The following is a 14,079-nucleotide window of genomic DNA, read 5'->3' as shown; positions in this document are numbered from 1 at the left end:
TGGCGGCCGTTGCGGGCCGTCGATCCGGCCCGTGATCTGTGCCATAACCCCCGCATGTTCACCGGCCTCGTGCGCGGCGTCGGCACGGTCGAGCGCGTGATCCCCGGCGCGCAGCGACGCACCTTCGTGATCGCCTACGCCCTGTCGGAGGGCGATCGCAGCCTCGGCGCGAGCGTCGCGATCTCCGGCGTGTGCCTCACCGTGGTCGCCTCGACCGCCCGCGACTTCACCGTCGAGGCGGCGTTCGAGACGCTGGCGGTGACGACCCTCGGCGACCTGCGGCCGGGCAGCCGCGTCCACCTCGAGCCGGCGCTGCGCCTCGGCGACGCGCTCGGCGGGCACCTCGTGTCGGGCCACGTCGACGGCCTCGCGCGCGTGCGCAGCCGGGTCGTCCGCGGCGACGCGCTCGAGGTCTGGTACGACGTGCCGGCCGAGCTGGCCCGCTACATCGCCGTCAAGGGCAGCGTGTGCGTCGACGGCGTCAGCCTCACCGTCAACGCGGTCGACGCCCGCGGGTTCGCCGTCGGCCTGATCCCGCACACGCTCGCGGTCACGACCCTCGGCGAGCGCAAGGTCGGCGACGCGCTCAACCTCGAGGTCGACCTGATGGCTCGCTACGTCGCCCGCCTGCTCGGCGCCGGCGACGAGCCGGCCCGCGCCGCCGCGCCGCCGCTCACGCGCGAGGTCCTGGCCCGCGCCGGCTACCTCGACGGCGCGGACTACCCTGACTCCGGGGACAGGTCCGAAGCGACATGTCCCGATGCATTTGTCTCTGAAGACAACCAGTAGCACCATCATGAGCGAAACGACCAACTACGAGCACGTGGAGCGCTGCATCGAGGTCATCCGCCGCGGCGGGATGATCGTCCTCGTCGACGACAAGGACCGCGAGAACGAGGGCGACCTGGTCTGCGCGGCCGAGCACTGCACGCCGGAGCAGGTCAACTTCATGTGCCGGTGGGGCCGCGGCCTGATCTGCCTGGCGCTGACGGCCGACCGCGTGCGCGAGCTGCGGCTGCCGATGATGGTGCCGACCGACCCGGGCCACATGGGCACGGCGTTCACGGTCTCGATCGAGGCGCGCAGCGGCGTCACCACCGGCATCTCGGCGGCCGACCGCGCGCAGACGATCCGCGTCGCCAGCGACGAGAAGTTCGGCCCGCACGACGTCGTCAGCCCGGGCCACATCTTCCCGCTGCGCGCCCAGCCGGGCGGCGTGCTGGTCCGCTCGGGCCACACCGAGGGCTCGGTCGATCTGGCCCGCCTGGCCGGTCTGCGCCCCGCCGGCGTGATCTGCGAGATCATGCGCGACGACGGCGAGATGGCCCGCATGGACGACCTCGAGGCGTTCGCGCGCACGCACGACCTGCCGATTTTGACGATCGCCGACCTGATCGGCTACCGCCTGCAGCGCGAGACGCTGATCGAGGAGATCGCCCGCCAGCCGCTCGAGTCGCCGATCCTCGGCATCACCGCGCAGGACGGCTGGACGATGCACACCTTCCGCTCGACGGTCGAGCCGGCCAGCTTCTACGTCGCGCTGTGCAAGGGCGACCTGCACCAGCGCGAGGACGGCGACGACGCGGTGCTGCTGCGGGCCCAGCGGTCGCAGGTGCTCGAGGACGTGTTCGGCGTGACGGGCGACGGCGCGGCCAGCCGGATGCGGGCGAGCCTCAAGCAGATCGACCGCGCCGGCCGCGGGGTGTTCCTGTACGTCCTCGGCCACCGCTGGCCGTCCGACCCGCTGCTGACGCCGCGCACCGCCGAGGCGGCGCCGGCGCTCAAGCCGGCGGAGGCGGGCTTCCGCGAGTTCGGCCTCGGCGCCCAGGTGCTGCGCAGCCTCGGCATCCACCGCATCGAGGTGATCACGAACAACCCGCGCAAGATCGTCGGCCTGACCGGCTTCGGCATCCACACCGTCGGCGCCGTGCCGCTCGAGGAGGGGCCGGTTGGCTGAGGCTGGCACGACGGACATGTCCCTGGGGACACGTCCGCGCGGCCGTCGCGTCCTGCTGATCGTCAGCGGCGGGATCGCGGCCTACAAGACGCCCGAGCTGGTGCGGGCGTTCGTCTCCGCCGGCTGCGAGGTCCAGGTGGTGATGACGCCAGCGGCGGCGGCGTTCGTCAGCGAGCTGTCGCTGGCGACGGTCTCGACCCGGCCGGTGCGCAAGCGCTTGCTCGACCCGGAGGAGGAGGGCCACGTCGGCCACATCGAGCTCGCCGACTGGCCGGACCTCGTCGTGGTCGCGCCGGCCACCGCGGACCTGCTGGCGCGCGCGACCGCGGGGATGGCCGACGACCTGGCCGCGACGGTGCTGCTGGCCACGCGCGCGCCGGTGCTGTGGGCGCCGGCGATGAACACCAACATGTGGCGGCACCCGGCGACGCAGGCCAACCTGGCGACGCTGCGCACCCGCGGGGCCGAGTTCGTCGGGCCCGACCGCGGGCAGCTGGCGTGCGGGTGGATCGGCGAGGGCCGCATGATCGACCCGCCGCTGATCGTCGCGGCCGCGCTGGCGAAGCTCGAGGCGCGCGGCCCGTGGGCCGGCAAGCGGGTGCTGGTGTCGGCCGGGCCGACGCGCACGTACATCGACCCGGTCCGCTTCGTCACCAACGCGTCCACCGGGGCGATGGGGTTCGCGCTGGCCGAGGCGGCCCGGCGCGCCGGCGCCGAGGTGACGCTGGTCGCGGGCCCGGTCGAGCTGGCGACGCCGCAGGGCGTGCGCCGCGTCGACGTCGAGACCGCGGAGCAGATGTTCGCGGCGCTGGAGGGCGAGCTGTCCCAAAGGCCATATGATTGGGTGGCCATGGTCGCGGCGGTGCAGGACCTCGAGATCGACGGCGGGGCCGGGCACAAGCTCGAGAAGGCCGAGCTGCTGACGAAGCTGCCGACGCTCGGCTGGCGAGCGGCGCGCGACATCCTCGCCGCGTTGACGGCCCGCTTCGGCCGCGGCGCGCCGGCCGGGGCCCCGCGCTCGCGCTTCCTCGGGTTCGCCGCGCAGACGGTCGAAGATGGCCCCGAGGACAGGTTGCAGCAGGAGCTGATCCGCCTCGGCGAGGCCAAGCTGCGGGCCAAGGGCGCCGACGCGATCTTCGTCAACCGCGTCGGCGCGCCCGGGGTCGGCTTCGCCTCGGCGACCAACGCCGGCCTGTTGCTCGCGCGCGACGGCGACGCGATCGCCGTGCGCGCCTCGGGGCCGCCGATCGCCAAGGCGGCGCTGGCGACCTGGTTGCTCGACGCGCTGGCGACGACGTGAGACCGGAGGATCTCGTGGAGGGCGATCGACGCGACGCGACGCGACGGCTGGCGGTCCAGTTCGCCGCGCACCTGCGCCACCTCCGGGAGTTCCGGGGTCTGGCGTACGTGTCGGCCGCGCCGTCGCCACGTCGCGCGCCCGAGCCCGCGACGCAGGCGCCCGCCGAGGCCGCCTGGCCGCACGGACAGGTGACCGCCGAACGCCCCGCGGGCGCGCGCGCACCGACCTGGCCCGAAGGCCAGGCCGGATCCGCCCCGGCGCCGCGCGGACCGCAAGAGCCGTCGTCACCGCGCACGCAGCCGAGCCCGCCGGCGCGCGAAGGGGCCCAGCCGCGCGCGGGGAGCCGCGAGGGGGCGCCCGGGGCAGAGAGGTCGCGCGAGTCGCAGCCGCGCGCGGCCAGTCGCGACGAGTGGCCGCGCGAGTCGCAGCCGCGCGCCGCGAGCCGCGACGAGGGGCCGCGCGAGTCGCAGCCGCGCGCGGCCAGTAGCGACGAGTGGTCGCGCGAGTCGCAGCCGCGCGCCGCGAGCCGCGACGAGGGGCCGCGCGAGTCGCAGCCCCGCGCGACGAACAGCGACGGCGCAGCGGAGTGGTCGCGCGAGTCGCAGCCGCGCGTTGCGAGCCGCGACGGCGCGCCGGAGCGCTCGCGCGAGGCGCAGCCGCGCGCGGCGAGCCGCGACGGCGCGCCGGAGTGGTCGCGGGAGTCGCAGCGGCGTGCCGCGAGCGCGCCGGAGGACGACGAGCCGCCGCCGATCGAGTGGGGGGACGAGACGCCGTCGTCGCGGGCCGCGAGTGCGTCGCAGCGTCCGCTCGCCGACCGCCCGCAGGCTCGCCCGCCGAGCGCGCCTGCACCGGCGCGCATCGGCAGCCCGCCCTCGGAAGGTCCGCCGCGCCCGCGTGGCGCCAGCCTGCCGCTGGTGGATCCGTCAGGGCCGCCGCGCGCGGCCGAGGTTGGGAGTCCGCCGCGCGCGGCCGCCGACCCGGGGCTGCGCGCGCAGGCTCAGGCGTGGACGCCGGCGCAGAAGCTCGAGTACCTGCGGAGCCGCAACATCGGCGACTGCACCCGCTGCAAGCTCGCCAAGACCCGCACGAACATTGTATTCGGGGTCGGCGACCCGAACGCCCGCGTGATGTTCATCGGCGAGGCGCCCGGCGCGGACGAAGATCGGCGCGGCGAGCCGTTCGTCGGCGCGGCCGGTCGGCGGCTCACGCAGTGGATCGAGCGCCTCGGCATGAAGCGGGAGCAGGTTTACATCGCCAACGTGCTCAAGTGCCGCCCGCCCGGCAACCGCGACCCGGCCGCCGACGAGATCGAGAAGTGCTCGCCGTTCCTGCGGGCCCAGGTGCGGGCGATCCGTCCGGCGGTGATCGTTGCGCTCGGCAGGTACGCAGGGATGTTGCTGATCGGCACCGATCAGGATCTGAAGTTGGCACAGATGCGCAACCGTCGTTGGACCTACGATGACGCCGGTGCGGGCCTGCAGATCCCACTTCACGTCACGTATCATCCATCGTACGTGATCCGACGCGAGGGTGAACTTCCTCCGGGTCAGCGAAACCCGGCCGACGACACGGTGATGGCGGACCTCGAGCGAGCGCTGCGCGTGCTGCGAAGTTGATCTCCTCATGCACATGCAATGCCCGGATGAACGACGATATTTTCCGTGCGAAGCGCTGTGGAGAAGTACGTCACACGCCGCTCGTGGTGCCGCGCCGCGAAATTCCCGGCGTCCAAATTTTCGGCGCGCGTCGTGTCAGCGGCTGATGCTGTTCGGCAGTACAGTTGACGGGTCGCGTCCCCACTTCTACAGTCACGGTTCTGTGGCGACGCGATGACGAAGGCTGAACTCATCGAAAAAATCGCACGTAATCGTGACCTGCCGCCCGACATCACGAAGAAGTGTGTGCAGCAGATCCTCGAGATCGCCTTCGGGGAACTCTCCGCGTACTTCGTCAAGGCGCGGGTCACCCGGGCCCAGAGCCCGCGCTTCACGTTCCCCGGCTTCGGCACCTTCACCAAGAAGAAGCGCTCGGCTCGCAAGGGCGTCAACCCGCGGACGCTCGAGCCGATGACGATCGACGCCGCGTTCACGATCGACTTCCGCCCGGGCGTCGAGCTGCGCGCCAGCCTCAACGCCCCGGCCGGCAAGGCCCCCGCGGCTCGCAAGCGGCGCGCGATCCCGGCGCAGCTCGAGCTGCAGCCGCCGAGCGTCGATCCGACCGAGCTCGACGAGGTCGACGAGGACGAGGTCGGCGACGAGGCCGACGAGGCCGACGAGGCGCTGATCCTCCGCCGCCGCTTCACGGCGCGCGAGGACCTCGAGGAGGACGACGCCGACGACGAGTTCGACGAGGTCTCGCTCGAGGTGCTGCGCCGCCAGGAGCCGGCCGACCCCCGGCTCGAGCTGCCGCCCGCGCCGATGCAGCGCGCCGACCCGCCCGGCCGCCGCGCTCACGTGCGCACCGGCTCGCGCTCGTAACGCATGTCCCTGCGGACATGCCGGAAGGGCCATGGCCTTCGGGTCATGGCCCTTCGGGCTTGTCGTCCCGGACATGAAAGAAGGGCCATGACCTCGCGGTCATGGCCCTGGTTTTCACTGCGGGACGGACGGAGGGATCACTGCGGCGCCGCCAGCTTGGTGTCGTTCTTCGGCGGCTCGGTGGTCTTCGGGGCGGCGGTCAGCCCGGCGGGGCTGGTCTTGCCCTTGGGCTTGCTGGTGCCGCTGGAGATGGTGCCGGGGCCGGTCTTGGGCTTGCCGTCGCCGGCGCTGATCGTGCCGACGCCGGGCTTCGGCGCCTCGCCCTCGCGGGTGCTCACGAACGACGCGGTCTTCGGCTCGGTCGGCTGGCTGCCCGGCGCGGCGAGCCGCGCCGAGGTGGTGACGTTGGTCGGGGTGCCGTCGTCGCGACCGGTGCGGGTCGGCTTCGGATCTTCCGTGTCGGCGCGCGGCGTGGCGGGCTCGGGCGTGGCAGCGGGCTCGGGCGTGGCGGCGGGGGCCGGAGCGGGTGCGGGGGCAGGCTCAGCCGCGGGCTTCGGAGCAGGTGTGCTCGACGACTCGACCGCGGCCTGGCGCGCCGGCTTGCCCTTGCCCTTCTGCGTCCCGGTGGAGGTTCCCGGCGCCCCTGAGCCGCGAGACGACGAATACGAGAAGGAGCAGGCGGGCAGGGTGAAGGCGAGGGCCATGAAGACCGGAAGCAGCTTGCGCATAAAACCTCGGCGTCCAGGACGCGCGACTTAGTGTCTTATTCAGGAGGGGGTCGGGCCAAGGGGTAGCGCCGCGCAGGGCGGCATCGCCCTCCGGCAGCGAGCTCACGACGGCGGAGATCGACGCGTGCGAGGGCCGATACCGCCCGCCGCGCGCGACCTGGCCGATCCGCGGGCCTGGCAGCGCCTGCGCGGCCATCCGCGGCGAGAGGGCCGATATCACCCGTCGCCCGTGAGGCTGCGAGGCGGCTTTACAGACCGGTGGGGGTCTCCGTTAGCGTGGAGACCAGGGGGCGCCGCCAGGCGCCGGGAGGGTGGGGAGCAGCGATGACACGGCAGAAGATCGACGACCAGCGCAAGCAGCAGATCCGGGCTGCGGCGACGCGGTGCTTCGTGCGCCGCGGCTACTCCTCGACGCGGCTCCTGGACATCGCCCGCGACGCCGGTCTGAGCAAGGGCGGCGTTTATTTCCACTACAAGGCCAAGGAGTCGCTGTTCCACGACATCCTCGACGCGCAGCTGCTGGCCTTGCAGGAGCGCTGGGCGGCCGACGTGCCGCCGGACCTGCCGGCCGACCGGGCGCTGGCGCAGGTGGCGACGAACCACCTCCGCCTGTTCGTCGAGCACGGCGACGAGGCCAAGCTGTGCAACCTGCTGGTGACGATGTCGGGCCAGATCCAGGAGTACCGCGAGAAGCTCGAGCGCACCTTCACCGAGATGCGGACCGCCTACGCCGAGATCGTCCGCCGCGGGGTCGAGCAGGGCGTGCTGAGCGGCGACCCGCAGGTGGTGGCCCGCGGCATCATCGCCGTGATCTACGGGCTCGCGGCCCAGGCCTCGGTCGACCCGCAGGGCCGGATCCCGCTGACGGTCGAGCAGGCCGTCGAGCAGATCATGCGACTCGCAGGCTCGAAGGCGTGAAGTCGTCGTCGGCGTCGCCGAGCGGCCGGGTGAAGCGGACGCCGCCGAGGCCGATCCAGCCCTCGTCGGCGCCGACCGGTCGGCCGGCCGCGTAGGTGACGAGGTCGGCCCCGTAGCCGACAGGGAACAGCCGCGCGGCGGTCAGCAGCGCCGCGGTGCCGCTCGGCGGATCGAGGCCCGGGACGTCCTTGCAGCAGCGGCCGAGCTGGTCGGGCCGGCCGTCGGCCAGGGCGGCGAGGGCGGCCCGGTCGCGGGCCATCAGCGCCGCGACCCGCTCCTTCGTCAGCGCCGGCCGGCCGTACGCCGGGCCCTCGTGTCCGAGCTCGGCGGTCACCCACCACAGCACGCGCCTGTCCTCGAGGACATGTTCCATGGTGGCGAGGAAGGCCTCGACCGGGCCGCCCTCGTCGAGCTCGATCGCCCCCGGGCCGCACAGCACCGGGAGTACCGGAGGACATGCCCCATCGTACAGGTGCTGAAGGACAGCCGCGGCGAGCTCGAGGCTCATCGCCTCGCGGTGGCGGATCTCCTCGCGGCGGATCCACGGCAGCCGGCGGTCGAGCGCCCGCACCAGCGCGGGGTCGGACGGCAGCTCGCCGCGCGGGGTGGCGTAGCGCTTGTCGGTGACGACGAACGGCTGCAGGCCGGGGTGGTAGTCGGTGCCGAGGACGACGACGAGGTCGATGTCGCGGGCGCGGGGGAGCTTGCGCAGGACCTCGTCGCACAGGCCGGCGGCGGCGCGGGTGGCCGCGCCGACCGCGGCGCCCGCGGCGGGCAGCGGCTGGTGCGGCAGCAGCACGCCGAGCGCGGCGTCGGCGTCGGTGAACCTGGTCGAAGGGTCAGGTATGCTGGCGGCGAGCAGCTCGGCGAGCGCGGCCGGGTCGTCGGGGTAGAGCAGGCCGGCCCAGCGCGGGCGGCGGACCGGGCTGGCCAGGAATTCGCGGTGGATGGCCTCCCAGCGGGCGCGGAAGGCGGCGTCGTCGAGGTAGCCGGCGGCCTCGAGGTCGCGCACCAGCGCCTCGAGGTCGGCGAGCTCGATGTCGAGGATCCCGCGCATCGCCAGCGACTGGCGGATCTGCGGGACCGTGCGCTGGCCGTCGAGCGCGTCGAGCACGACCGAGGCCTCCTGCGGAAAGGCGACCTGTTCGCTGAGGCCGGTCGGATCGCGCAGGACGATCAGGGCCTCGTCGCCGCGCTGCAGCGTGAGGCGCTCGACCTTGCGGAGCCTGGGCTTGTCGCGGCCGGTGCTCATCGTCCGTCGCTCGCGCAGGGGTCGTCGAGATCGGGGAACAGGCCGCGGAGGGCCCGCTGGGCGCTGGTGGCCAGCTCCTGGCGCTTGCCCGCGGCGCACAGGGCCTGGCGGACGTCGTCGGTGCCGGGGCCCTCGAGCCGCTGCAGCGCGCGCACCAGGCGGAGCGCGACCGCGAGCTCGTCGGCGCTGCGCAGCACCGCGGCGACGACGTCGGCGCCGGCAGAGCCGTGGCGATCGACGAGCTGACGCGCGGCCTCGGCCCGGCGGTCGACGTGCTGCGCGGCGTCGACGACCACGGCCTGCAGGGCCGTGAACGCGTCGGGTCCGCCGCAGCGGCCGAGCGCGGCCAGGACCTCGCGGGCCACGGTGGCGTCGGCCTCGAAGGTGGCGCCACCGGTGGCGGTGCCGTCACGCAGGCGGCGGAGGATCGCGGTGGAGCACGGGCCGTCGACGCGCGCGAGCGCGGCGGCGCGGACCTCGGGCCAGGCGTGGCGCTGGCTGGCGTCGAGCCAGGCGCCGTCCTGGGGCAGCGCGGCGACGGCGAAGGCCGCGGTGGCGACGCGCGGGGCCTCGGCGGTGAGGAGCTGCAGGCGCTCGACCAGCGCGGCGGCGCGGGTCGCGTCGAGGCCGGCGAGGGCGAGGCTGCCGAGGATCTCGTTGCGCAGCGCGAGGCGCTTGTCGGCCGGGAGGTGCTGCTCGGCGAGTCGCGCGAGCACGTCCTGGGCGGCGGGGTCGCTGCGGCGGGCGGCGAGCACGCGGATCGCGGCGACGCGGGCGGCGAACTCGCTCGCGGCGTCCTCGGCGAGGGCGGCGGCGCGGGTCGTGAAGGCGCTGTCGCCGGCGTCGCCGAGGGCGGCGCGCAGGAGCACGAGGCCGGGCAGGCGCGCGGGATCGCGGGCGTCGAGCGCGGCGTCGACGACCTGAATCAGCTGCGCCCGCTCGCCGGCGGAGGTGTGCGCGCGGCGGGCGATCGCCTGGCGCAGCGCGGCGCGCAGCGTGGGCGCGCCGAGGCCGACCAGCGCGACCAGCTCGGGCAGCTTGTCGGCCGGGGTGACGGCGACGAGGTCGGCGATCAAGAGGCCGCGCAGCTCCTCGCTGAACGTCTTCTCGGCCACGAGCCCCGTCAGCGCGGGCGCGGCCGCGGGCCCCTGCGCGCGCAAGATCTCGCGCCAAGGTTCGGCCGCGGGCAGCTCGATGCCCTGCTCCTGCGATTGCTTGACCGCGGCGGCGACGTCGCGGCGCATGGCGTCGGCGAACAGCGGGATGTCCTCGGGGCGGGCGATGCCGCCGAGCAGGGCGAGCAGGCGGCGCTGCTCGGCGGGGGTCGGCGCGGGCGTGGCGGCCATGCGCGCGGTGACCAGCGGCGCGGCGACGGCAGGGTTCTGCTCGAGCCGCGCGCGGGCCTGCAGGTAGTCCTTGCCGCGGCCGGTCAGCACCAGCTCGATGTCGGCGGCGGCCTGCTCGGGGCCGTAGGCCGGCGCGGCGGCGACCGGCTCGGGGGCGGGGCCGCGGGCTTGGCCTTGCCGCCGCGGGCGGGCGCGAGGGCGGCGAGCACGACGGATCGATCGGACATGTCCGAACGGACCGGGCCCTCGGGACCTGCGCTCAGGGACATGCTCGAAGCACCAGACGCCTCGCCGGCGAGCGCGAGCCAGGCGAGGAGCGGGACGGCGGACAGGGGGGTCGCCACGGGGGACAAGACTGCCACGCCTCGGCGCTCAGCGCAGCACGATCGTCTCGATCTGCCGGCGCGACAGGACGTACGAGAGGAGCAGCGCGCGCTTGTCCGTGGCTTGAGTCACGTCGAGCAGGCGCAGGAACTCCGCGCTGTCGGAGTCGGCCTCGGCTTGGTTGGCGATCATCCGCTGGACCACCTCGACCAGCGCGCCGGCCTTGAGCGGGGTGTCGGTCGGCATGCGGAGGAAGAAGCCGAAGTACTCGTGGGCGACGCCGGCCATCTGCAGGCCCTCGGGGCGCGGCAAGAGCAGCTGGAGCAGGCCGCGGCGGCCCTTCGACATGTTGCCGAAGCCGAGCTCCTGCACCGCGGCCTCGGTGGCGACGGCGAAGAAGCCGGCGTCGACCGGCGTGCCGACGACGAGGCGGTCGACCTCGCGGGGCAGCGTGCGCTTGCCGCGGGCGAAGTTGGCGGCGATCTCCGTCATCACCGCGGGCGGGGCGACGACCAGGTCGTCGCCGTCGAGCACGCGCACCAGCACCTCCTGGCCCTGGTAGCGCAGCGGGGTGAGCGCCCAGGTGTCGTCGCCGCGGGCGACGAGCCGGCCGGCGGCGGCCGCGGCGGCGAGCTTGGCGGCGAGGTCGGGGATCTCGAGGATCGCGGCCGAGCGGCGGAAGTCGCGGTGCGCGAGGGCGAACGCGCCGCGGGTCCAGGCCGCCGCGGTGTCGTCGCCGAGGGCGCGGGCGACCTGGCAGGTGGCGTCGGCGAACACCGGCTCGTGGCGGCGCGGGCGGCCCTCGGCCTCGGCCTGGGCGCGCCGCTTGCGGTACGCCTCGGCCCGCTTCTTCTCCTCGGCGACGATGTCCGACATGGCCTTTTGGACAGTCACACCTGTCTCTTTGGCCTTGCGCTGGGCCTTGCGGAGGAGCCGCAGGTCGTCGAGCTGGGCCCGCGCGTGCGGGTCGCAGGTCAGGACGTACTCGGCGATCTCGTCGAGCTGCTTGGCCAGCGGCGAGGCCATGAGCCGCTGGATGTGGGCGTGGAAGACGACGTCGAAGTCCTTGGGCAGAAACCGGGCGGTGTAGGGCAGGTGGCCGCGGCGGGTGTCGGTCTTGCCGGCGTCCCAGAAGCGGCGCAGGGCGGCCTTGAGGTCCTCGGGGCGGTCCTCCTTCTCGTACAGCTTGACCAGGCGGAGCAGGCCGTCGGTGACGAGCTCGCGGCGATCGGTGCGCTCCTCGAGCAGCGCCTCGAAGTGCTCGATCGCGCAGTCGCGGCGCTCGATCTCCTCCATGCAGTGGACGCCCTTGCGGTGCAGGCGCTCGGCGCCCGACTCGCCGCCGCGGGCGGGCGCGGGCGCCAGGGCGAGCAGGGCGAGGGATGCGGCGGCGACGAGCGTGCGGGGAGACACTGCGGCGAGCATGCACGCTCGCCGCGGCCCGGACCACTTGTGCGCCGCGGCGCGGGTGTGTCAAAACCCGCGCGTCTTCATGGGTCCCGACGCCTACGACTACGTGTTGCCGCCGGAGCAGATCGCCCAGACGCCGGCGGCGCGGCGCGGCGACGCCCGGCTGCTGGTGCAGCGCGACGCGGGGCCGCCGGTCCACGCCCGCGCGCGTGAGCTGCCGCGCTTCCTCGACCCGCGGGCGCTGGTGGTCGTCAACGACTCGCGCGTGGTGCCGGCGCGGCTGCGGGTGCTGCACGGCGCGCGCGAGCTGGAACTGCTGGTGTGTGACCCGCGGCCCGGGCTCGGGCCGGGGCAGACGTTCCGCGCGTGGGTCCGCGGGGCCAAGCGGCTGCGGCCCGGCGACATCGTGTCGTGCGGCGACCAGATCGCGCGGTACCTCGAGCCCGACGTGATCGATCCGCGGGCGCGCGTGTTCGTGGTCGAGGCCGGCGAGTGGATGGGCGCGCTGCAGCGCCGCGGCGAGGTCCCGCTGCCGCCGTACATCCGCCGGCCCGAGGGGCCCACCGCCGACGACGCGAGCCGGTATCAGACGATCTACGCCGCGCAGCCGGGCTCGGTCGCCGCGCCGACGGCCGGGCTGCACTGGGAGCCCGAGGTGCTGGCGCAGCTCGACGTCGTGCGCGTCACCCTGCACGTCGGGCCGGGCACGTTCTTGCCGCTCGAGGCCGAGGACGTGCGCGAGCACAAGGTCGGCGCCGAGCGGATCGAGGTCGACGCCGCGGCGGCCGGCCGGATCGCGGCGGCCAAGGCGGAGGGGCGGCCGGTGGTCGCCATCGGCACCACGGCCACGCGCGCGCTCGAGGCGGTGGCCCGCGCCGGCGGCGGGACGGTGGTGCCGTTCTCCGGCTCGACCGACCTGGTGATCGCGCCCGGCTTCGAGTTCCGGGTCGTCGACGCGATCGTCACCAACTTCCACCTGCCGCGCAGCTCGCTGCTGATGCTGGTCTGCTGCCTCGGCGGGCGTGAGCGGGTGCTGGCGGCCTACGCCGAGGCGGTCGCGGCCGGCTACCGCTTCTACTCGTACGGCGACTGCATGCTGCTGACGCGCATGGACGGGGCGCGGTGAGGCCTGTCCGAACGGCATGCGTTGAAGGGCATGTCCTTTGACGCATGCCCTTCCGGCCATGTTCTTTCAGCTCTCGACGCTAGCCGAGGGCGAGGACGGCCAGGCCGAGGACGACCAGGTAGGGCACGAAGGGCAGCACGCCGACGCGGACGAGCAGGACCAGCAGGACGCGCAGGGTGGCGACGCCGACGACGAAGCTGACGAGGAAGCCGACGAGGAAGGCGAGCGGGTCGGCGGCGGGGAGGCCGTGCTTCATCAGGCCGATGGCCTCCTTGAGCGAGGCGCCGAGGATGGCGGGGATCGCCAGCAGGAAGGAGAACCGGGCGGCGGGCAGGCGCCCGAGGCCGAGGGCCATGGCGGCGGCGATGGTCGAGCCGCTGCGCGAGATGCCGGGCAGGATGGCGAGGAGCTGCGCGAGGCCGATCAGCAGCGCCTGCAGCGGCCGCGGCACCTCCTGCGGCCGGTGCTGCCGCCGCGTGCGCCACTCGGCGAAGCCGAGCATGGCCGCGGTGACGAGGAAGCAGACGCCGATCGCCCTCGGGTGGTGCTCGGCGGCGATGACGAGGTCCTCGACCGGCGGCGCCAGGGCGGCCGCCAGCGGCAAGGTGCCGAGCACGAGCGCGAACAGCAGGGCCCGCGCGTCGGTCGGGGCGCTGCCGGAGACGGCGTGGCCCTGGCTGTCCGATCGAGCATGCCCGCTGAGGCCTGTCGCATCGGGCATGCTCTTGGGAACATGTCCCGGGCGCAGGACGCCGCGGGCGATCGCCAGCAGGTCGTCGCGGTAATGGATCAGGACGGCCAGCAGGGTGCCGGCGTGGACGACGATGTTGAAGGAGTGGCCGCCCGCGCCCGCTTCGAGGCCGGCGACGCGCTCGGCCAGGGCGAGGTGGCCGGACGAGGAGATCGGCAGGAATTCGGCGACGCCCTGGAGGGCGCCGAGGAGGGCGGCGAGGCCGAGGCTGAGGTCAGGGGCGGACATGGCGATCAGGCGACCCGCGCGGCCACCGGGGCTGCGGCTGGAGCGGGTACGTCGCGCGGCGCTTCGACATTCCCGGCGCGCCGAGACGACGGGCGGGATGCAGCGAACGGCGAACGCTTCGGCGCTGGCTCGGCGCTCCGCTCGCAGCGAGGTTCGAGCGACGCCGCGAACGGGAAGCGCTTCGGCGTCGGCTCGGGGCTCCGCTCGCAGCGAGGTTCGCGCGACGCCGCGAACGGGAAGCGCTTCGGGGTCGGCTCGGCGC

General features: G+C 74.4%; 12 protein-coding genes. 7 read left to right on the top strand and 5 right to left on the bottom strand.

Annotated features, from left to right (window positions below):
• The first annotated feature begins 54 nt into the window (after window positions 1-54).
• From NAEX_RS02145 to NAEX_RS02125, 5 genes are all read left to right on the top strand, one after another.
• A complete protein-coding gene (locus NAEX_RS02145; RefSeq protein ID WP_096325858.1) occupies window positions 55-789 on the top strand; it encodes a riboflavin synthase in 735 nt (244 codons plus the stop codon).
• 7 nt (window positions 790-796) lie between these two features.
• Window positions 797-1,957, top strand: a complete 1,161-nt coding sequence (gene ribB / locus NAEX_RS02140; RefSeq protein WP_096325857.1) for a 3,4-dihydroxy-2-butanone-4-phosphate synthase — start codon at window positions 797-799, stop codon at window positions 1,955-1,957.
• A gap of 16 nt (window positions 1,958-1,973) precedes the next feature.
• The gene (gene coaBC, locus NAEX_RS02135) at window positions 1,974-3,257 is read left to right on the top strand and encodes a bifunctional phosphopantothenoylcysteine decarboxylase/phosphopantothenate--cysteine ligase CoaBC (protein WP_096325856.1); all 1,284 of its coding nucleotides are present in this window, start codon (window positions 1,974-1,976) and stop codon (window positions 3,255-3,257) included.
• Window positions 3,258-4,171: 914 nt separating this feature from the next.
• Window positions 4,172-4,873, top strand: coding sequence for a uracil-DNA glycosylase (locus tag NAEX_RS49455; protein WP_170135384.1), 702 nt, complete (start codon window positions 4,172-4,174; stop codon window positions 4,871-4,873).
• A gap of 213 nt (window positions 4,874-5,086) precedes the next feature.
• On the top strand, window positions 5,087-5,734 hold the full coding sequence (locus tag NAEX_RS02125) for an HU family DNA-binding protein (protein ID WP_096325855.1): 648 nt from the start codon (window positions 5,087-5,089) through the stop codon (window positions 5,732-5,734).
• Window positions 5,735-5,871: 137 nt separating this feature from the next.
• Here the strand turns inward: NAEX_RS02125 and NAEX_RS49450 are convergent, their stop codons facing one another.
• Window positions 5,872-6,462, bottom strand: coding sequence for a hypothetical protein (locus NAEX_RS49450; RefSeq protein ID WP_096325854.1), 591 nt, complete (start codon window positions 6,460-6,462; stop codon window positions 5,872-5,874).
• Window positions 6,463-6,786: 324 nt separating this feature from the next.
• On the opposite strand from NAEX_RS49450, the gene NAEX_RS02115 reads away from it, so the two are divergent.
• Window positions 6,787-7,380 carry a TetR/AcrR family transcriptional regulator gene (locus NAEX_RS02115; RefSeq protein WP_096325853.1) on the top strand — a complete coding sequence of 198 codons (594 nt, stop codon included), beginning with the start codon at window positions 6,787-6,789 and terminating at the stop codon, window positions 7,378-7,380.
• Here NAEX_RS02115 and amrB read toward each other — a convergent pair.
• From amrB to NAEX_RS02100, 3 genes are all read right to left on the bottom strand, one after another.
• On the bottom strand, window positions 7,352-8,632 hold the full coding sequence (gene amrB / locus NAEX_RS02110) for an AmmeMemoRadiSam system protein B (RefSeq protein WP_096325852.1): 1,281 nt from the start codon (window positions 8,630-8,632) through the stop codon (window positions 7,352-7,354). The two genes, NAEX_RS02115 and amrB, sit on opposite strands and share 29 nt — an antisense overlap.
• The gene (locus tag NAEX_RS02105; protein WP_096325851.1) at window positions 8,629-10,068 is read right to left on the bottom strand and encodes a hypothetical protein; all 1,440 of its coding nucleotides are present in this window, start codon (window positions 10,066-10,068) and stop codon (window positions 8,629-8,631) included. Before NAEX_RS02105 ends, amrB begins: the two co-directional genes overlap by 4 nt.
• A 282-nt stretch (window positions 10,069-10,350) precedes the next feature.
• Window positions 10,351-11,715: a hypothetical protein gene (locus tag NAEX_RS02100; protein WP_096325850.1), complete on the bottom strand. Its 1,365-nt coding sequence runs from the start codon at window positions 11,713-11,715 to the stop codon at window positions 10,351-10,353.
• A 79-nt stretch (window positions 11,716-11,794) separates the two neighbouring features.
• Between NAEX_RS02100 and queA the strand changes: the two genes are divergently transcribed.
• Window positions 11,795-12,838, top strand: coding sequence for a tRNA preQ1(34) S-adenosylmethionine ribosyltransferase-isomerase QueA (gene queA / locus NAEX_RS02095; protein ID WP_096333487.1), 1,044 nt, complete (start codon window positions 11,795-11,797; stop codon window positions 12,836-12,838).
• 79 nt (window positions 12,839-12,917) lie between these two features.
• Here queA and NAEX_RS02090 read toward each other — a convergent pair whose 3' ends face one another.
• The gene (locus tag NAEX_RS02090) at window positions 12,918-13,817 is read right to left on the bottom strand and encodes an undecaprenyl-diphosphate phosphatase (protein ID WP_096325849.1); all 900 of its coding nucleotides are present in this window, start codon (window positions 13,815-13,817) and stop codon (window positions 12,918-12,920) included.
• Window positions 13,818-14,079: the final 262 nt, after the last annotated feature.

This window comes from Nannocystis exedens (genome assembly GCF_002343915.1).
Taxonomy (GTDB): Bacteria; Myxococcota_A; Polyangia; order Nannocystales; family Nannocystaceae; genus Nannocystis; species Nannocystis exedens.
The sequence above is the reverse complement of the archived record's forward strand: the minus strand, read 5'-3'. Positions and strand labels throughout refer to the sequence as shown.

What these genes read in the sequence shown, in the direction of transcription:
- NAEX_RS02145 (WP_096325858.1), top strand. Translation starts at nt 55, where the DNA reads ATGTTCACCGGCCTCGTGCGCGGCGTCGGCACGGTCGAGCGCGTGATC.
- ribB (WP_096325857.1), top strand. Translation starts at nt 797, where the DNA reads ATGAGCGAAACGACCAACTACGAGCACGTGGAGCGCTGCATCGAGGTC.
- queA (WP_096333487.1), top strand. Translation starts at nt 11,795, where the DNA reads ATGGGTCCCGACGCCTACGACTACGTGTTGCCGCCGGAGCAGATCGCC.
- NAEX_RS02115 (WP_096325853.1), top strand. Translation starts at nt 6,787, where the DNA reads ATGACACGGCAGAAGATCGACGACCAGCGCAAGCAGCAGATCCGGGCT.
- NAEX_RS02090 (WP_096325849.1), bottom strand. Translation starts at nt 13,817, where the DNA reads ATGTCCGCCCCTGACCTCAGCCTCGGCCTCGCCGCCCTCCTCGGCGCC.
- amrB (WP_096325852.1), bottom strand. Translation starts at nt 8,632, where the DNA reads ATGAGCACCGGCCGCGACAAGCCCAGGCTCCGCAAGGTCGAGCGCCTC.
- NAEX_RS49450 (WP_096325854.1), bottom strand. Translation starts at nt 6,462, where the DNA reads ATGCGCAAGCTGCTTCCGGTCTTCATGGCCCTCGCCTTCACCCTGCCC.
- coaBC (WP_096325856.1), top strand. Translation starts at nt 1,974, where the DNA reads ATGTCCCTGGGGACACGTCCGCGCGGCCGTCGCGTCCTGCTGATCGTC.
- NAEX_RS02125 (WP_096325855.1), top strand. Translation starts at nt 5,087, where the DNA reads ATGACGAAGGCTGAACTCATCGAAAAAATCGCACGTAATCGTGACCTG.